This is a genomic window from Kitasatospora sp. HPM-01-4, assembly GCF_051374625.1.
Taxonomy (GTDB): Bacteria; Actinomycetota; Actinomycetes; order Streptomycetales; family Streptomycetaceae; genus Kitasatospora.
The window spans coordinates 6,641,875-6,660,606 of the sequence record NZ_JBPQGP010000005.1; the positions used below are offsets into that span (position 1 = coordinate 6,641,875).

The 18,732-nt window shown below is 71.0% G+C and carries 16 protein-coding genes and 2 riboswitches; of the genes, 14 read left to right on the forward strand and 2 right to left on the reverse strand.

The genetic code is table 11. The features are described 5' to 3' along the window. Positions 1-10: 10 nt before the first annotated feature. Both ACSMTC_RS29050 and ACSMTC_RS29055 read right to left on the reverse strand, forming a co-directional pair. A complete protein-coding gene (locus tag ACSMTC_RS29050) occupies positions 11-790 on the reverse strand; it encodes a hypothetical protein (RefSeq protein ID WP_436562677.1) in 780 nt (259 codons plus the stop codon). After that, complete coding sequence (locus tag ACSMTC_RS29055) at positions 787-1,086, reverse strand: PadR family transcriptional regulator (RefSeq protein WP_436562678.1); 300 nt, start codon at positions 1,084-1,086, stop codon at positions 787-789. Before ACSMTC_RS29055 ends, ACSMTC_RS29050 begins: the two co-directional genes overlap by 4 nt. Before the next feature lie 409 nt (positions 1,087-1,495). Next, positions 1,496-1,667, forward strand: a riboswitch (cyclic di-AMP (ydaO/yuaA leader). A gap of 2 nt (positions 1,668-1,669) precedes the next feature. Here ACSMTC_RS29055 and ACSMTC_RS29060 point away from each other — a divergent pair. From ACSMTC_RS29060 to ACSMTC_RS29125, 14 genes are all read left to right on the forward strand, one after another. Continuing rightward, a complete protein-coding gene (locus ACSMTC_RS29060; RefSeq protein WP_436562679.1) occupies positions 1,670-2,632 on the forward strand; it encodes a CAP domain-containing protein in 963 nt (320 codons plus the stop codon). A gap of 430 nt (positions 2,633-3,062) precedes the next feature. Continuing rightward, positions 3,063-4,469 (forward strand): NAD(P)/FAD-dependent oxidoreductase, encoded by a 1,407-nt coding sequence (locus tag ACSMTC_RS29065; RefSeq protein ID WP_436562680.1) that lies wholly within the window; start codon positions 3,063-3,065, stop codon positions 4,467-4,469. Positions 4,470-4,618: 149 nt separating this feature from the next. After that, positions 4,619-4,794: riboswitch (M-box (ykoK) riboswitch) on the forward strand. Between the two features lie 337 nt (positions 4,795-5,131). Next, on the forward strand, positions 5,132-6,781 hold the full coding sequence (locus tag ACSMTC_RS29070; RefSeq protein WP_436562681.1) for an NRAMP family divalent metal transporter: 1,650 nt from the start codon (positions 5,132-5,134) through the stop codon (positions 6,779-6,781). A 127-nt stretch (positions 6,782-6,908) separates the two neighbouring features. Further along, positions 6,909-7,244 (forward strand): hypothetical protein, encoded by a 336-nt coding sequence (locus ACSMTC_RS29075; protein WP_436562682.1) that lies wholly within the window; start codon positions 6,909-6,911, stop codon positions 7,242-7,244. A gap of 194 nt (positions 7,245-7,438) precedes the next feature. Continuing rightward, the gene (locus tag ACSMTC_RS29080; protein WP_436562683.1) at positions 7,439-7,699 is read left to right on the forward strand and encodes a hypothetical protein; all 261 of its coding nucleotides are present in this window, start codon (positions 7,439-7,441) and stop codon (positions 7,697-7,699) included. A gap of 117 nt (positions 7,700-7,816) precedes the next feature. Next, entirely contained in the window at positions 7,817-8,272 is a 456-nt protein-coding gene (locus ACSMTC_RS29085) for a winged helix-turn-helix domain-containing protein (protein WP_436562684.1), read from the forward strand. A gap of 230 nt (positions 8,273-8,502) precedes the next feature. Then, positions 8,503-9,018 (forward strand): hypothetical protein, encoded by a 516-nt coding sequence (locus tag ACSMTC_RS29090; RefSeq protein WP_436562685.1) that lies wholly within the window; start codon positions 8,503-8,505, stop codon positions 9,016-9,018. A gap of 446 nt (positions 9,019-9,464) precedes the next feature. Then, positions 9,465-10,316 (forward strand): SDR family NAD(P)-dependent oxidoreductase, encoded by an 852-nt coding sequence (locus tag ACSMTC_RS29095; RefSeq protein ID WP_436562686.1) that lies wholly within the window; start codon positions 9,465-9,467, stop codon positions 10,314-10,316. A 523-nt stretch (positions 10,317-10,839) separates the two neighbouring features. After that, complete coding sequence (gene kdpF, locus ACSMTC_RS29100) at positions 10,840-10,929, forward strand: K(+)-transporting ATPase subunit F (protein WP_266275987.1); 90 nt, start codon at positions 10,840-10,842, stop codon at positions 10,927-10,929. A 1-nt stretch (position 10,930) separates the two neighbouring features. Next, positions 10,931-12,592: a potassium-transporting ATPase subunit KdpA gene (gene kdpA, locus ACSMTC_RS29105; RefSeq protein WP_436562687.1), complete on the forward strand. Its 1,662-nt coding sequence runs from the start codon at positions 10,931-10,933 to the stop codon at positions 12,590-12,592. Further along, positions 12,592-14,715 (forward strand): potassium-transporting ATPase subunit KdpB, encoded by a 2,124-nt coding sequence (kdpB, locus tag ACSMTC_RS29110; protein WP_436562688.1) that lies wholly within the window; start codon positions 12,592-12,594, stop codon positions 14,713-14,715. The genes kdpA and kdpB overlap by 1 nt, the downstream gene beginning before the upstream one ends. A gap of 12 nt (positions 14,716-14,727) precedes the next feature. Beyond that, positions 14,728-15,363 carry a K(+)-transporting ATPase subunit C gene (gene kdpC, locus ACSMTC_RS29115; RefSeq protein ID WP_436562689.1) on the forward strand — a complete coding sequence of 212 codons (636 nt, stop codon included), beginning with the start codon at positions 14,728-14,730 and terminating at the stop codon, positions 15,361-15,363. 154 nt (positions 15,364-15,517) lie between these two features. Further along, entirely contained in the window at positions 15,518-18,058 is a 2,541-nt protein-coding gene (locus tag ACSMTC_RS29120) for an ATP-binding protein (RefSeq protein ID WP_436562690.1), read from the forward strand. After that, complete coding sequence (locus ACSMTC_RS29125) at positions 18,055-18,729, forward strand: response regulator (protein WP_436562691.1); 675 nt, start codon at positions 18,055-18,057, stop codon at positions 18,727-18,729. Before ACSMTC_RS29120 ends, ACSMTC_RS29125 begins: the two co-directional genes overlap by 4 nt. The last annotated feature ends 3 nt before the right edge of the window (positions 18,730-18,732 follow it).

Below are 18,732 nucleotides of genomic sequence, written 5' to 3' on the forward strand. Positions count from 1 at the left end.
GCGGTCCCGGTCAGTCGGTGGCCACGGACCGCAGGTCGCGCAGGGTGGCGGTGAGTGCCCACGCGAGCAGTACCAGCGCCGCCCCCGCCGCCACCGCGATGTGGTCGGGGGTCTGACGGGCCGCCGAGGCCGCGAGGACGACCGATCCGGTGAGCACGCCGGCCGCGGTCAGGCTCCACAGGCCCAGGCGGAGTCGCCCGGACGGGGGCGCTGCGACCACGGTCCCGCCGAGGCCCGCGAAGAACCGGCAGGTCTGGACGGCTCCGGCGGCCAGGGTGGTCCAGTAGGCGAAGACGGCGAGGTGGTGCCAGGGGCCCGTGGCGAGCGAGGGCGCTCCGAGGCGCACCACGGCCACCATGCCCGCCCCGACCAGGGCGGGGGCGGCGAGCCGGCGGAGCGCCCGGCCGGCCAGTGCGGTCGCGGCGGCGCGGGTCGGGCGGGGGAGCGGCGCGACGAGGGCGAGGCCGAGCAGGAACAGGACGGTGCAGGTGTTCCCTGCCCAGGTGCCGCCGGGGGCGGAGGTGAACCGGGCGCCCTGCGCGGTGGCGACGCGCCCTGACAGTGCGCCGAGCGCAGCGACCGTTATGGCCAGCGTGGCCGCCCGTTGGCGGCGCTGGGCGTGGTGGTCGGCGGGCCAGATCGCGGGGTGCAGCCACATGTCCGCGATGCCGACGGCCAGGCTCGGCCAGGCCCGCCAGCCGGCCGCCCGGGCGTCCTCCTCGAGCGCCTCGCCCCACCGCTCCCGGAACACGCCGGGGTAGAGCCGGACCAGGCCTCGGTGGAGACTCAAGCCGGGCTCACCCCCAGGCTCCGCAGTCCAGCCCTGGCGACCTTCGCCATGGACCGCAGTTCCTGTTCAAGTACCTGGCGGCCCTTGGGAGTCAGCCGTACGGGCCGCTGGCGTCCCTGCTCCTCGGCGGGCTCGATCAGCTGCTTGGCCTCCAGCCGGCTGAGTGCCCCGTACAGGCTCCCGGGGCCCAGTCGTTCTCCGACCAGTTCCTCGATCGCCGTGTTGATGGCGTAGCCGTGCAGCGGCCCGTCGGCCAGCACGCACAGCACCAGAGTCTGGGCGTCGTTCGCCTGCATCCGCCGCGCTCCTCTCCCTCTTGGGCGAAACGGTACTACGCGGTGTGTACTGTGCCGCCACGCCTGACAGTGAGGCCCTCTTGCTGCTGCGAGCAGCCCGTCCGTCCACCGTGCCGGTCGCGGCGACGGCGGCCGCCGACCGGGGATGCGGCCGGCCGGCTCCGATGGCCGAGGGTCGCAGTACCCGGTGTCGGGGCCGGGGAAGTCGGGTCAGAAAGGTGTCCGATTAGGTCGTTTATGGGCAATGTGTCACTGAATATGGCAATCAGTCAGCTTTTCATGCCATTTCTATGTGAGGTGCGTAATACGAACTTGTGTCCGGCGGGTGGAACTGCCTAGCGTTCAGGCTGTTCGCACCTGCGGACCCTGCCGCCGGGACGCCGAGTCCTGTCCACCGGTCGGCAGGACGTCGAGCAGTGCACCGGGCAGGAGCGGGGGAACCAGGTAGTTCGCCGCGCCCTGCCCAGCCCGCTCCCGGGCTCGGTGGGTCGCGGCTCGGGGTGAAGCCGTTCTGTGTGCGGCCGGGCTACCTCACGGCCCGAACCCGACAGCTCACCTCGCAGGCGTCGCAGAGGAACGCCCCATGCTGACTTCAGGTTCCGGCCGGCATCGCCGTGCGCGCCGGAGTTACACCCCGCGTCTTGCCGCCACCGCCGGGATCGCCGGCGCCGGTCTCATGCTGCCGCTGCTGAGTGCGAGCGGAGCCTCCGCGGCGCCCGGCTCCCACACCTACGCGAGCTACGCCGGGTGGCAGGAGCACCACCAGTACCACCACCAGGCCGGCTCCGGGGGGCAGCGCCACCAGGCCGGCTCGCACACCGCGCCGCACGCCGCGCGGCCCGCCGGTCAGGCTCCCGCCGGGAAGTCCCACGCCTCCCCGACCGCTTCGGCCACCCAGGCCCCGGACACCGAGAGCGCGCAGCCCGCCGCCGACTACCAGGGCTCCCACGGCGCGCGGCCGACCGCTCAGGCCTCGACCCCGTCGTCCGACGCCTCCGCTCCGTCGTCCGAGGCGTCCGCCCCGTCGTCGCCGTCCGCGTCCCCGTCGGCTCCGGCCGGCCAGGCCCCCGCCGCCACCCCCACGGCCACGCCCACCGCCCCGTCCGCGACGAGCGGTTCGAGTTCGGACGCCGTACAGCAGGTGCTCAGCCTGATCAACCAGGCACGGGCCGCCCAGGGCCTGCCCGCCTACACCATCACGGCGGGTCTGACCCGCAGCGCCGAGGCCCACAACCAGACGATGGCCGGCGGCTGTGGCATGTCCCACCAGTGCCCGGGCGAGGCCGAGTTGGGAGCGCGGGAGACGGCCGCGGGCGTCCAGTGGAACGCCATCGGGGAGAACATAGGTTACGGCGGCGGGGTCGGCTCCGCCGCCCAGGACATCGCCGCGATGGCCGTCAGTCTGACCCAGGACATGCTGAACGAGACGCCGCCGGACGACGGCCACCGCAAGAACATCCTCAGCGGCGAGTTCAGCCACATCGGCATCGCCGTCTACCGGGATGCCCACGGCACCGTCTGGCTCACCCAGGACTTCTCCAACTGACCTGTCCTGTAAGGACATCGGCCGAGATGGCCCGGTCCTCTCCCCGGCAGGGCCCGCCGCCCCGTTCCCTCGGGCGGCGGGCCCTGCCGGACGGTGCGGTGTCGGGAGGTGGTGTCGAAGGCGGGGCGTGTCCATCGGGTGCGCGACCGGGATCGCCCGGGCGGTTCCGTGTGGGTGGCGTTCCTTGTCGATGCACGTTCACCTCCAGTCCGATCTGATGGTTAGCGGCCCAGCTCGGGTGGGCAGAATGCATCCGGTTCGTCCTCGCACGCTCCCCACGTACGCTGCACGCGCTGGTCCGCGCCTGTGCACCACCCCATCGCACCGCAGCACCACCTTCCGCCTCCGCGCCGCACCACCCGCCTCCGCACCACCCGCCGCCCAGTGCAAGGCCCGGCGTACAGCTCCGCCGGGTGAGAGAGGGGCCGAGATGTCGTTACCTGTTGGCAGAGCCGCCGTGCTGGGAGGCAGCCTGGCCGGGCTGCTGCACGCCTGGGTCCTCGCCGAGGCGGGCTGGCAGGTGACCCTGGTGGAGCGCGACCGCCGACCGGGCAGGGCCGAGTTCGCCGGGGGAGTCCCGCAGGCCCGCCAGGCCCACCTGCTGATGCCGGCCGGACTGGATGCCATCGAGCGGCTGCTGCCCGGCACGACCGAGCTGCTCATCGACGCGGGGGCGCAGCGCCTCGGCCTGCCCAGCGACATCCGCTGGCTCACGCCGGCCGGCTGGCTCCCCTCCTTCTCGCCGCGGCACACCATCGTCAGTCTCACCCGCCCCCTGATCGACTGGGCGCTGCGCCACCAGGTGCTGTCGCACCCGGGTATCGAGGCGCGTGAGGGAGTCGACGCCGTCGGGCTCACCGTCGCCGGACCCCGGATCGCCGGAGTCCGCTACCGGCGGCGCGGCGACCGTGACCGGACCGAGTCGGTGCTGCCCGCGGAGGTGGTGGTCGATGCCACCGGCCGTACGTCCCGAACTCCTCACTGGCTGAACGACCTTGGGCTCGACGCGCCCGAGGAGAGCGTGATGGACGGCGGGGTCAGCTACTCGACCGGGCTGTTCCGCAGGGCCGAGGGGGGCCTGTCCGCCGGCCGTGCGCTCTACCTCCAGCCCCGGCCCGGGCGCAATCCGCGCTTCGGGCTGCTGTTCCCGGTGGAGGGGGACCGCTGGATGGTGACGGTCGGCGGGATGCGCGGCTTCACCGCACCCACCGACCTCGACGGATTCCTCGCCTTCAGCCGGGAGTTGCGCACACCGGACCTGTACGAGCTGCTCAAGGGCCTCGAACCGGTCGCCCCGATCCACGGCTTCCGCCCGCCGCCCAGCCGGCGGCGGCACTACGAGCGGCTGGCCGGTCTACCCGAGGGGCTGCTGGTGGTCGGCGACGCTGCCTGCACCTTCAACCCGATGTACGGGCAGGGCATGTCGGTGGCGGCCCGGTCCGCGCTGGTGCTGCGCGATCTGCTCGCGGCCGGAGCTTCCGGAGCCCACAGGTCCCGTGGACCGATCGCCCGTAGACAGACGGTAGTTGAACTCCCGGTGAACTCCAGGATGATCCAGCGCGCGGTGTTCCGCGAGGCGGGGGCGGCCTGGCGGGCGGCCTGCGCCGAGGACCTGCGCTACGACACCACCCTCGGCGGCCGTCGGGGGCCGCTGCTGAAGCTCCAGCACGCCTATCTGGACCGGGTGTTGAACGCCGCCCAGCGCAGCAAGGCCGCGCAGGACGCCTTCATCGACACCCTCTCGCTGACCGCGCCGCCGACCAGGCTCTTCGCGCCGGCCGTGCTGCTGCAGGCCGCCCTGAGCGGCGGCCCCAGGGGGCGCCGGATCGGGCCGTGAGGGTGAAAGCGGGTCGCAAAACGGCTCGCAGTGGCCGGAGTTGTCGAGGACGGCACCGGGGTTCCCGTTTCGATCGAGAAGATCGGTCAAAATTCGGTAAATGTGGTCGGTGCACCCTTCCGGTGGGTCTACGCTTGATGAGGTTTGAAAAGGCACCTCGTTCGGTGAGGCGTCTTCACGGACACAGGCCACTGATCCCAACCGTCGAGAGACGCTCCGGATCAGGACAGATCTTCCCGACCTAAGGGTTGATCCCAAGTGGCTTCCGGCTGGTGAGCCGGATCACGCCGTGGAGTGCCAAAGCTCTGACGAGTTGGGGTGAACCGGCCGTTTCGGCTGGTCCGCTCCTTGCCGTGTCGATACGACGCACAGCTGCGTCCCGGCCGGAAGGAGGCGAGAGACATGGATTCGAGTTGCAGTAGTCCGGGCCATAAACGGCCCCACATCCGCATGTCCTCGTTCTCCATCGGCACGCGGTAACAACCTTCTTCACGAGCTTTTCTGACACACCGTCCGCTCGGTGCTGCGCCATGCCCTCATGTCCTTATGACCTCATGGCGCTATTCCGCCGCGGGCTGCCGCGGTGTGCCCTCGTGAAGGGGATTGCTGCTGCGCGCCACCCGAACTCTCCCCGTGAAACCGGGGGGCAAGGGAGGTTCGCCATGACCGACACCACGATGACTCCACCGTCGATCTCGGCGCCGCGCGCCGCGGTGCTCGACGACGCTCACGTCGGCGACATCCAGGGCGCCCTGGGCACCATCAGCCTCAACGACACCGACCCGCGCCAGGGCCTCTCCGCCAAGCTCAAGACGCTGCTGGCGATCGTCGGGCCCGGCCTGATCGTGATGGTCGGCGACAACGACGCCGGTGCGTTCTCCACCTACGGCAACGCCGGCCAGAACTACGGCACCAGCCTGCTGTGGACCCTGCTGCTGCTGGTCCCGGTGCTCTACGTCAACCAGGAGATGGTGCTCAGACTGGGTGCCGTCACCGGTGTCGGCCACGCCCGGCTGATCCTGGAGCGCTTCGGCAAGTTCTGGGGCGCGTTCAGCGTGATCGACCTGTTCCTGCTCAACGCGCTGACCCTGGTCACCGAGTTCATCGGGATCACGCTGGCGGCGGGCTACCTGGGTCTGCCGAAGGTCGGCTCGGTCATCCTGGCCGCCGCGATCATCATCGCCTCCGCCTTCACCGGCTCCTTCCGCCGCTTCGAGCGGATCGCGGTCGCGCTGTGCGCCGGATCGCTGCTGCTGGTGCCGATCTACTTCATGGTCCACCCCAAGACCTCGCAGATGGCCCACGACTTCGTGGTTCCCAGCATGCCCGGCGGCAGCGGCGAGCTGGCCACCGTGATGCTGCTGATCATCAGCATCGTCGGTACCACGGTCGCCCCCTGGCAGCTCTTCTTCCAGCAGTCGTACGTCATCGACAAGCGGATCACCCCGCGCTTCATGAAGTACGAGAAGGCCGACCTGTGGATCGGCATCGTGATCGTGGTCGTCGGCGCCGCCGCGATGATGGGCTTCACCGCCGCCGCCTTCACCGGCACCGACGGCTTCGGCCAGTTCACCGACGCGGCGGGCATCGCCAAGGGCCTGGAGGACCACGCGGGCAAGCTGGTCGGCGTGCTGTTCGCGATCGCCCTGCTGGACGCCTCGATCATCGGCGCCTTCGCGGTCTCGCTCTCCACCGCCTACGCGATCGGCGACGTCTTCGGCATCAAGCACTCGCTGCACCGCGGGGTCGGCAACGCCAAGGGCTTCTACGCCGTCTACGCCGGTCTGGTCGCCGCCGCGGCGATCATCGTCCTGGCCGCCAGCGACAGCACGCTGGGCCTGCTCACCCAGGGCGTCCAGGTCCTGGCCGGTGTGCTGCTGCCCTCCGCCTCGGTCTTCCTGCTGCTGCTCTGCAACGACAAGGAGGCCCTGGGCCCCTGGGTGAACGGTCCCAAGACCAACGCCTTCACCTCCGCCGTGATCGGCGTCCTGGTCACCCTGTCGGTCATCCTGACCGCCTCGGTCCTGTGGCCGAACATCAGCTCCTCGGCGATCCTCGACATCATGGCCGCCTGCGGCGTCCTCGGGGTGCTGGCCGCCGGGTTCTCCTTCACCCGCCGGCGCACCGCCACCAAGGAGGACCCGATCGACCGCACCGGGCGCGAGAACTGGCGGATGCCCCCGCTGGAGACCCTGGCCCGTCCGACCATGTCCACCGCCCGCAAGATCGGCATGGGCGCGCTGCGCACCTACCTGCTGGTCGCGATGGTCCTGGTCGTCGTGAAGATCGTCCAGGTGGCGATCTCCCAGTGACCCGGCGGTGGGGGAGGCCGGCCCACAGCGGCCTCCCCCACCCCGGCACCACCGGTGCCCCACCCCGTAGTCCCGAACAGTCATAGGCCTCTCGCCGCCCCCTCGCCCGAGGAAGGGAGAACCAGCCATGCACGTCTCGCTGCTCCACCCCCGCCAGACCGGCCGCACCGTCGAGCCGGACGGCATCACCGCCCGGCGCGCCCACAGCTGCCCGCGCCTGCGTCTGACCCTGCACGACGGCGCCGAGCGCGCCTACCGGCTCGACGACCCCGGCACCTGCCCCGACTCCGGGACGCCGAACTACGCCGACTCCGCGTACGAGCCCCGCGTGCACCTCGCATACCTGCTGGCCCGTCAGGGCCACCACCCCGGCTGGCTCGCGCACTTCGCCGACCTGCCGCTGCCGGCCGCACACCGGATCGCCGAGGCCGCCCGGGCTGTTCAGGGCGTCCGGGCCGCCTGACCGCCCGCCGCGGTCCCCGGCACCGGCGCACTTCCCCGCGCCTCGCGCCACTTTCGTACGTCGCGCTCCTCCCGCGCCTCGCGCCCCTTCGGTGCGTGGCACTCCCTGCGCCCCGTACCCCTCCCACTCTTCGCCTTGCAGCACGCCGAGCCATGGCTTCGGCATGCCGTTCTCACCACGGAGGTGACCGTCCCGTGTCCGCACTCGCCCTGTTCCAGATCAACATCCCGATTCCGGTCGGCCGGGCCCGGGGAGCCTCCCGGTCGTCCAGGACGCACCTCGCCGACAGCCTGTCGGCGGCCGCGCTCGACAGCGTGGTCCTGCACGCGCCGGCCTCGCCGGTCGAGCCGTCTCCGGTACCGGTGCGCCGGACGGCACTGCGGGCCGGCTGGCACACCGTTCCCGGCCGCGACGGCCGGCCGCGCCTGGAGGCCACCTGGCGCTCGGCCGCCTGAATCCTCCGCCGGTTGAGCCCTGTGCCGGCGGACTCCGCCGACCGAGCCCCTCGCCGACCGGACGCCCGCCGCCCAAGCCCGAACCCGAACTCGTACTCGTACCGCCAGGAGGCCGACATGGTCGTGCGCTACCCACGGCTGAACGTCATCTTCTCGGACCACCACACCGCGACCCACCGCCCCGCCCCGCCCGCTGCCCCGCCCGCCGCTTCGGCCACCACCCCGGCCACCACCCTGGCCGCCGCTCCGGGCCGGCCCGCGAGGTCGGCGCAGCAGCGTGTGGTGGTCGACCAGACCTTCCGGACCGCCACCGTCGAAGGGCGCCAACTCGAGCTGACTTACCTGGAGTTCGAACTTCTCGCGCACCTGGTGGCCAATCCGCTGCGGGTTCACTCGCGCGGCCAGCTGATGGAGGCCGTCTGGGAGCGGCCGGACAACGGTGACACCCGCACCATCAACACCCACATCGCCCGGCTGCGCCGCAAGCTCGGTCCGGACCACCGCGCCAGTATCGCCACCGTCCGCCAGATCGGGTACAAGTACGACCCGAGCCTGGCGTTCGTGGCGGCCTGACGGCCGGTCAACTACGGTCGGTCGCCGATGAGGAGCGGGTGGTCACCCGGCTCTCGCTCGAACCGGCCGTCCGGGACCTGCACTGGCACCTGCACGACGGCAGCACCGGAGTGGACGAGGAAGCCATCGCCTGATCCCCCTGACCGGGGCCGCCTCCCCGGGCGGCGGCCCCGGCCTCGTACCGCCGGTGCCCGGGCAGCGGCGCGAGAACCCGACGCGGAGGAACTCCGATGAGGCCGTACTTCCACTCCCGGGCCATGCCGCCCCGGGACGTCCGCCCACCTGCCCGGATCACCCGCCCCCGTACCCGGGAGGGGACGGCGCTGCTCGGCGTGCTCACCCTGCTGCTGGTCGAGATGGTCGCGCTCGGCCTCGCCCCGGGCCGGGCCCGGCCGCTGATCGGGGCTTGTCTGTTCGGTGCGGGAGCCACCGTGTTCGTGCTGGTCGCGGTGGTGCGCTGGAGCCACCGTGCCATGGCCCGCCGGGGCCGCTCCACCGCGCCCCTCCCGTCGCCGGACGGGCAGTGGTACGACGCGAAGGCGCTGGAAGGCTACCCAAAAGAGGAGATAGCCCGGCTGCTCCCGCTCTCGGCCGACCCCGGCCGCAACCGGCTGCAGACCGCCTGGGTCCTCGCCGCCCATGGCCGCGATGCCGCCTGGATCGCCCGCCACCTCGACCTCCCCGCCGACCTGGCCCGCCTCCTCGCCGACACCGCCGCCCACCGGGCCGCGGCGGATAGGACCTGACGGGCCGGGGCGAGCCCTTAGCCGACGGCCAACACCCGTAATCCGGTCGTGCGTTGGTCGCTGCGGGACCCGGAAGGCTGATGCGGTATCAAGGATTCATCAGGGAGGGTGAACCGTCCTTGCCCCCACGATCGGCGGTCGACTTGAATGAGGGCATGACCTGCTCGACACGCCACCACGATCGCCCGCCGCATCCGCGGGCGGGGGCTGTTGTCGCGGTCTTCGTCGCCATCCGGTAGCGCTTCCTCCCCGCGAAGCAACGCTCCCGATCGCGCCGCAGGCGGGCTCCCGGTCACTTCCGGCCGGGGCCCGCCTGCGTTCGGTCACCCGCGCGTACACGGATACGCGCGACTCGCAAGCACGTACACATCTCGCAGTCCCGGCCCCCGCCGCGCGGTTGGTCGCGCGGCGGCACCCCGGGTTGCCTGCAACCCCTTGGATGGGTCATGCCCGACGCAGTCCTGTCGTCCCTGCCGTCCCCCGCGGACCGTGTTCTGTCGAACCGGACCGCCCTGGTGACCGGTGCCTCCTCCGGTATCGGATGGGAGAGCGCCCGCCTGCTCGCCGAGCACGGTGCCACCGTCCTGGTGCACGCCCGCACCGCCGCCGAGGGCGAGGACGCCGTCGCGCGGCTGGCCGCCGCCGGAGCCGACCGCTCCCGACTCCTGCCGTTCGCAGCGGACTTCAGGCATCTCGCGGAGGTCTCGGCGCTGGCCCGGGCGGTCGCCGCGACGGTGCCCGCGCTCGACCTGCTGGTCAACAACGCGGCGGTGATGGCGCCCGAGCGCTGCACCCTCACGGACGACGGCAACGAGGTCTCGCTCCAGGTCAACTTCCTTGCCGCACACCTGCTGGCCAGGCAGCTGCGGACCACGCTGGCGGCCGCCCGGGGCGCGCGGGTGGTCAACGTCTCGTCCTCCCTGCACCGTACGGCCGCGATGAACTGGACCGACCCGCACCGGGTCAAGAAGTACTCCCGGGTCGCCGCGTACGCGCAGTCGCAGCTCGCGCTGACCATGGCCACCGGCGAGATGGCCCCCGAGGGCAGCGGGATCACGGCGGTCAGCCTCAACCCGGGGCTGTGCGACACCGCCCTGCTGCCGCTGTACGGACGGGTGGGCGCACCGCCGGCCGAAGGGGCGGCCGCGGTGGTCCGGCTCTGCCTGCCCGGCACCGAGCTGGTCAACGGCGAGTACTACGACGGCGGCGACATCGCGCCGACCGCCCAGGTCGTGCACGAGGAGCGGTCCCGCCGCCGGCTGGCCAAGCTCGCCGACCAGCTGGTCGCCCAGGCCTGACACCGCACCGGAGTTCAAGGAACAGGAGAGGCATGTCCAAGCGCGCCCGTAAGAAGAAGGCCCGCCGCGGCAAGAAGGCCAACCACGGCCGCAAGCCCGCTTAAACACCCTGAACCCACCCGGCGCCGAGTGCCACCGGCGCCGGGTGACGACGATCTGCGGCCCCGGGCGGCCGTCCCCGCACCTGCGGAGCGACGGCCGCCCGGGGCCATTCGTATGCAATCCAGCCGTGAGGGAACGTTCCGGCCAAGGTCAGGTCTCGGCTGTGTGAAGCAGGCATCAAGGCTGCGTCAATGTTTTCGATGCACCCGTATGGACGGCGTCAGGGGCGCGCAAACGGCGCTCGGTGGCTGGTTTGCTCCTCGTGCCGACCTCCCGTCGGCGTCGTGAGGGGCTTCCGGGGCGCCTTCGACCTCAATCCCTGAACCACTTTGGTGGAACCCATGCCCGATCTCATCTACGTCGGCGTCACGGTTGCCGTGTTCGTCGTCCTGGCCCTGATCGCGAAGGGGGTGGAGAGGCTGTGAGTGCCGAGAACATCGCAGGTCTCGTCGTCGCCGTCGCGCTGGTCGGCTACCTCGTCGTGGCGCTGATCTACCCGGAGAAGTTCTGACATGAGTTCTACGCTCGCGGGCTGGTTGCAGGCCATCGCCCTGGTCGGCGCCCTGGCACTGTGCTACCGCCCCCTTGGCGACTACATCGCCAAGCTCCTCACCACCGCCAAGCACCTGAGAGTCGAGCGCGGCCTCTACCGCGTGATCGGCGTGGACGGCGACGCCGACCAGCGCTGGCCGGTCTACCTGCGCTCGGTGCTGGCGTTCTCCGCCGTCTCCCTGCTCTTCCTGTACCTGCTCCAGCGGATCCAGAACATCCTTCCGCTGAGCCTGGGCAACAAGGCGGTCGAGCCGCACACGGCCTGGAACACCGCCGTCTCCTTCGTGGCCAACACCAACTGGCAGTCCTACGCCGGTGAGTCCACGATGGGCCACCTGGTGCAGATGGCCGGCCTCGCGGTGCAGAACTTCGTCTCGGCCGCCGTCGGCATCGCCGTCGTGGCCGCACTGATCCGGGGCTTCACCCGCAACCGCACCGACCGGGTGGGCAACTTCTGGGTGGACCTCACCCGGATCTCGCTGCGCCTGCTGCTGCCGATCTCGGTGGTCTTCGCCCTGGTCCTGGCGGCCACCGGTGTGGTGCAGAACTTCCACGGCTTCCACGACATCGCCACCCTCGGCGGCGACACCCAGTCGATCCCGGGCGGCCCGGTGGCCTCCCAGGAGGTCATCAAGCTGCTGGGTACCAACGGTGGCGGCTTCTTCAACGCGAACTCGGCCCACCCGTTCGAGAACCCGACCGGTCTCAGCAACGTGCTGGAGATCTTCCTGCTGCTGGTGATCGCCTTCGCCCTGCCGCGCACCTTCGGCAAGATGGTCGGCGACAACCGCCAGGGCTACGCGATCGTCTCGGTGATGGCCCTGTTCTGGATCGCCTCCGCCGCGCTGATGACCATCGCCGAGCAGCACCACGGCGGTGCCGCGCTGCAGGCGGCCGGCGGCGCGATGGAGGGCAAGGAGCAGCGCTTCGGCGTCGCCGCCTCCAGCCTCTTCGCGGTCTCCACCACGCTGACCTCCACCGGTGCGGTGGACGCGGCGCACGACTCGCTCACCCCGTTCGGCGGCGGCCTGACCATCTTCAACATGATGCTCGGCGAGATCGCCCCCGGCGGTACCGGCTCCGGTCTGTACGGCATGCTGATCCTGGCCATCGTGGCGGTCTTCGTCGCCGGTCTGATGGTCGGCCGCACCCCCGAGTACCTGGGCAAGAAGCTCGGTTCGCGGGAGATGAAGTTCGCCTCCCTCTACATCCTCACCACCCCGACCGTCGTACTGGTCGGCACCGGTGTCGCGATGGCGCTGCCGGGTGAGCGGGCCGGGATGCTGAACTCCGGTGCGCACGGCTTCTCCGAGGTCCTGTACGCGTTCACCTCGGCGGCGAACAACAACGGTTCGGCGTTCGGCGGTCTGACGGTGAACACCGAGTGGTACGACACCGCGCTGGGTCTGGCCATGCTGCTCGGCCGCTTCCTGCCGATGATCTTCGTCCTGGCGCTGGCCGGCTCGCTCGCCCAGCAGCAGCCCGTACCCGCCACCCCGGGCACCCTGCCCACCCACAAGCCGCTGTTCGTGGGCCTGCTGTCGGGCGTCGTCCTGATCGTCGTCGGCCTCACCTACTTCCCGGCCCTGGCTCTCGGGCCGATCGCGGAAGGTCTCCACTGATGTCGTCCACCCTTACCCCTGCACCGGCCGACCAGGCCGAAACGACCGAGGCAGCCGCGGCTCCGCACAGAGTCTCGGGCGGCCTGCTCGACCCCAAGCTGATCGTCACCTCGCTGCCGGACGCGGTGAAGAAGCTCGACCCGCGGGTGATGGTCAAGAACCCGGTCATGTTCGTGGTCGAGGTCGGCTCGGTGGTCACCACCGTGTCGGCGATCGCCAACCCGAGCGTGTTCGCCTGGGCGATCACCATCTGGCTCTGGCTGACCACGGTCTTCGCCAACCTGGCCGAGGCCGTCGCCGAGGGCCGCGGCAAGGCGCAGGCCGACACTCTGCGCCGGACCAAGACCGACACCATGGCCCGCCGGCTGACCGACTGGCCCGCCTCGCAGGACGAGGAGGAGTGCTCGGCGACCGCGCTCCAGCTCGGCGACCACGTGGTGGTCGAGGCGGGGCAGATCATCCCGGGCGACGGCGACGTCGTCGAGGGTGTGGCGAGCGTCGACGAGTCGGCGATCACCGGTGAGTCCGCGCCGGTCATCCGCGAGTCCGGCGGTGACCGCAGCGCGGTGACCGGCGGCACCAAGGTGCTGTCCGACCGGATCGTGGTCAAGATCTCCTCGGAGCCCGGCAAGACCTTCATCGACCGGATGATCGCCCTGGTCGAGGGCGCCGCCCGGCAGAAGACGCCGAACGAGATCGCGCTGAACATCCTGCTGGCGTCCCTGACGATCGTCTTCCTGATCGCCGTGGTCACCCTGCAGCCGATGGCGACCTTCGCGGGCGCCCCGCAGTCGATGATCGTGCTGGTCGCGCTGATCGTGGCGCTGATCCCGACCACCATCGGCGCGCTGCTCTCCGCGATCGGTATCGCCGGTATGGACCGGCTGGTGCAGCGCAACGTGCTGGCGATGTCCGGCCGCGCCGTCGAGGCCGCCGGTGACGTCAACACCCTGCTGCTGGACAAGACCGGCACCATCACCTACGGCAACCGCCAGGCCGCCGAGTTCCAGCCCGCCCAGGGCGTGTCGACCGACGAGCTGGCGGACGCCGCCCAGCTCTCCTCCCTCGCGGACGAGACCCCCGAGGGCCGCTCCATCGTGGTCCTGGCCAAGAACGAGTACGGCCTGCGGGCCCGTGCCCAGGGCGAGCTCACCCACGCCACCTGGGTCCCGTTCACCGCCCAGACCCGGATGTCGGGTGTGGACCTGGACGAGCCGGGCGGTGTCCACTCGGTCCGCAAGGGCGCGGCCGGTTCGGTGATCAAGTGGGTGACCGAGAACGGCGGCGCGGTCGCCGACGACATCGCCCAGCTGGTGGACGGCATCTCCGCCGCCGGTGGCACCCCGCTGGTGGTCGCCTCCCGGATCGGTGACGGCGTCCCCCGCGCCCTCGGCGTCATCTACCTCAAGGACGTCGTCAAGGACGGCATGAAGGAGCGCTTCGAAGAGCTCCGCCGGATGGGCATCAAGACCGTCATGATCACGGGTGACAACCCGCTGACCGCCAAGGCGATCGCGGACGAGGCCGGCGTGGACGACTTCCTCGCCGAGGCCACCCCCGAGGACAAGATGGCCCTGATCAAGAAGGAGCAGGAGGGTGGCAAGCTGGTCGCGATGACCGGTGACGGCACCAACGACGCCCCCGCTCTCGCCCAGGCCGACGTCGGCGTCGCGATGAACACCGGGACCATGGCGGCCAAGGAGGCCGGCAACATGGTCGACCTGGACTCCAACCCGACCAAGCTGATCGAGATCGTCGAGATCGGCAAGCAGTTGCTGATCACCCGTGGTGCGCTCACCACCTTCTCGATCGCCAACGACGTGGCCAAGTACTTCGCGATCATCCCGGCGATGTTCGCCAGCGTGTACCCGGGCCTGAAGCACCTGAACATCATGGGCCTGCACAGCCCGACCTCGGCGATCACCTCAGCGATCATCTTCAACGCGCTGGTCATCATCGGCCTGATCCCGCTCGCCCTGCGCGGCGTCAAGTACAAGCCGTCCAACGCGAGTTCGCTGCTGGCCCGGAACATCGGGGTCTACGGCATCGGCGGTCTGATCGTCCCGTTCATCGGGATCAAGCTGATCGACCTCGTCGTGCAGTTCATCCCCGGCCTGAACTGAGAGAAGCAGGAAATGTCCAAGCCACTGCCCACCGCCGTGCGTACGCACGCGACCGCGCTGCGGATGCTGCTGGTGATGACCGTGATCCTCGGTATCGCCTACCCGCTGCTGGTCACCGGGATCAGCCAGGTCGCCTTCGCCGACAAGGCCAACGGATCGATCGTCAGCTCCGACGGCAAGGAGATCGGCTCCAGCCTGCTGGGCCAGAACTACAACCTGCCGAAGAAGAACCCGGACGACCCGAACGAGCAGGCCCAGCCGGACCCCAAGTGGTTCCAGCCGCGCCCCTCCGCCGCCGGCACCGGTTACGACGCCAAGAACTCCGGCCCCAGCAACCTCGGCCCCAACAGCCCCGACCTGCTGAAGGCGGTCCAGGAGCGGCGGGCGGCGGTCGCGGCCTTCGACGGCGTCGACCCGGCCACCGTCCCGGTGGACGCGCTGACCGCCTCCGGCTCCGGCCTCGACCCCGACATCTCGGTAGCCTACGCCCGTGAGCAGGTCAACCGGGTCGCCAAGGCCCGCGGCCTGTCCGCCGACACCCTCAACCACCTGATCGACAAGTACACCGACGGCCGTTCCCTCGGGTTCCTCGGCCAGAGCGGCGTCAACGTCGTCCTGCTCAACAAGGCGCTGAGCGAAGAGAAGTGACAATGTCACCCACAACTCGGTGAACCGACCGACCCGGGTACGGGGGCCACGCCCCGCACCCGGGTCGGTCGCCCGTGTACCCGCTCGTGCGTCATCCGCCCGCGTGCCGGCCCGCCCGCCCGCGCACGCCCTCCGCAAGGAAAGAGCAGCGCCCATGTCCCGTGACCTCACCCCCGGCACCCTCATCCGCCGCGGGCAGTTGAGGGTGTACCTCGGCTCGGCACCCGGTGTCGGCAAGACGTACCGGATGCTGGACGAGGCACGCAGACGGCAGGACCGCGGGGCGGACGTGGTGGTCGGGTACATAGAGTGCCACGGGCGTCGGCACACCGAGAACATGCTGGAGGGGCTGGAGACCGTCCCCCGGCTCACCCGGACCTACCGGGAGACCGAGTTCCAGGAGATGGACCTGGAGGCGCTGCTCAGCCGCAGACCGTCCCTGGTGCTGGTGGACGAGCTCGCCCACACCAACATCCCCGGCGGGCGCAACGCCAAGCGCTGGCAGGACATCGACGACCTGCTGGACGCCGGCATCGACGTCATCACCACCGTCAACATCCAGCACCTGGAATCGCTCAACGACGTGGTTCAGAAGATCACCGGCATCCCGCAGCGGGAGACCGTCCCCGATGAAGTGGTCCGCCGCGCCGACCAGATCGAACTGGTCGACATGGCCCCGCAGGCGCTGCGCCGCCGGATGGCCCACGGCAACGTCTACAAGGCCGAGAAGGTGGACGCCGCGCTGTCCAACTACTTCCGGGTCGGCAACCTGACGGCGCTGCGCGAACTCGCCCTGCTCTGGGTGGCCGGACGGGTGGACGAGGGACTGCGGGACTACCGGGCCAGCCACAACATCGACCGGGTCTGGGAGACCCGGGAACGGGTCGTGGTCGCCCTCACCGGCGGACCCGAGGGCGAGACCCTGATCCGCCGGGCCGCCCGGATCGCCGACCGCACCGCCGGCGGCGAACTGCTCGCCGTGCACGTCACCAAGAGCGACGGCCTGGCCGGAGCCTCACCCGGCGCGCTGGCCCAGCAGAGACAGCTGGTGGAGACCCTCGGCGGCAGCTACCACGTGGTGGTCGGCGACGACATCCCCACCGCCCTGCTCGCCTTCGCCCGCGGCCGGGACGCCACCCAGCTGGTCCTCGGCACCAGCCGGCGCGGCCGGATCAACCGCTTCCTCACCGGCCCGGGCATCGGCGAGACCACCGTGGACGCCTCCGAGGATATCGACGTCCACATGGTCACCCATGAGTTCACCGGACGCGGCAAGCTGCCCTCGCTCGGCCGCCGGCACTCCCGCCGCCGCACCGTCGCCGGCTTCGCCTCGGGGCTCGTGGTGCCCACCCTGGTGACCGTGGTGCTCTCCCAGTTCCACAGCCAGGTGAACCTCACCACCGACGCGCTGATCTTCCAACTCGGCGTCGTGGCGGTCGCGTTGCTGGGCGGCGCGGTCTCCGCGCTGGTGGCCTCGCTGGTCGCCTCGCTGCTGCTGAACTACTTCTTCATCCCGCCCATCCACAGCATCACCATCGGCGAGACCAACAACGTGATATCGCTGCTGGTCTTCGCCGCCGTCGCGCTCACCGTCTCCACCGTGGTCGACCACGCCGCCAGACTCACCTCGCGGGCCGCCCGCGCCACCGCCGAGGCGGAGACCCTCTCCACCCTGGCCGGCAGTGTGCTGCGCGGAGCCGACGCGGTGCCCGCCCTGCTGGAGAAGTCCAGGACCGCCTTCGCCATGGCCTCCGTCGCACTGCTCGACCGCTCCAGCGGCGAGGTGCTGGCCCGCAGCGACGCCGAGACCGAGGGCGGCGCGGCCTCCGGCGAGGCGGTCACCGAGATCGCGGTGGGCGCGGACGCCGTGATGATACTGACCGGCCGCCGGCTCCCCGCCGCCGACCAGCGGGTGCTCACGGCCTTCGCCGCCCATGTCGCCGCCGCCCTCGAACGCGACCGGCTCGCCACCGTCGCCGCCGAGGTCGAACCGATCAAGGCCGCCGACCGGATGCGCACCGCCCTGCTCGCCGCCGTCAGCCACGACCTGCGTACCCCGCTCGCCGCCGCCCTCGCCTCGATCGGCTCGCTGCGCAGCCCCGACGTCGAGTTCTCCCCGGAGGACGAGGCCGAGCTGCTCAGCATGGCGGACGCGTCGCTGGTCAAACTCACCCGTCTGGTGGACAACCTGCTCGACATGAGCCGGCTCCAGGCCGGCGCCCTCACCCTCCACCTGGCGCCCACCCACCTCGAAGAGGTGCTGCCCCGCGCCCTGGACTCGCTCTCCGACCCGGACGCGCCCATCCAGCCGCTCGACCTGGACACCGCACCGCCCGTGCTGGCCGACCCGCCGCTGCTGGAACGCGTCCTGGCCAACGTCATCACCAACGCCCTGCGCTACAACGCCCCCGGCGCACCGGTCCTGGTCGCCGCCAGCAGCCACCAGGACCGGGTGGAGATCCGCGTCGTCGACCGCGGCCCCGGCATCGCCCCCGAGGACCGCGACCGGGTCTTCCTCCCCTTCCAGCGCCTCGGCGACACCGACAACACCACCGGCGTGGGCCTCGGTCTCGCGCTCTCCCGCGGCCTCGCCGAGGCCATGGGCGGCACCCTGGAGGTCGAGGACACCCCCGGTGGCGGAACCACCATGCTGCTCACCCTGCCCGCCGCCGGAACGGGAGAACCCACGCTGTGAACCACATCCTGGTCGTGGACGACGAACCCCAACTGCTGCGCGCCCTGCGGATCAACCTGCACGCCCGTGACTACGACGTCCTGACCGCCGCGACCGGCGCCGAGGCGCTGGAGTCCGCCGGACGCCTGATCCCCGACGCCGTCCTGCTCGACCTCGGCCTGCCCGACCTGGACGGCATGGACATCATCCGGGGGCTGCGCGCCTGGAGCGCCATGCCGATCATCGTGCTGTCCGGCCGGAGCACCACCACCGACAAGGTGGACGCCCTGGACGCCGGTGCCGACGACTACCTGACCAAACCCTTCGTCATGGACGAGCTGTTCGCCCGGCTGCGCGCGGTGCTGCGCAGGCCCGGCAGCGAGGAGATCGCGACCACGGTCACCGTAGGGGAGCACATCATCGACATCCCGGCCGGCACCGTGACCGGCCCGAGAGGAGCGGTCCGGCTCACCCCGACCGAATGGAAGATCCTCGTCCTGCTGCTCTCCGCCCCCGGCCGACTGGTGCCGGGGCGTCAGATCCTGCGCGAGGTCTGGGGCCCCGAGGCCGAGAGCCACGGCAACTACCTGCGCGTCTACCTGGCCGGCCTGCGCCGCAAACTCGAACCCAACCCCACCCGCCCCCGCCATCTGATCACCGAACCGGGCATCGGCTACCGCTTCGAACCCTGAACG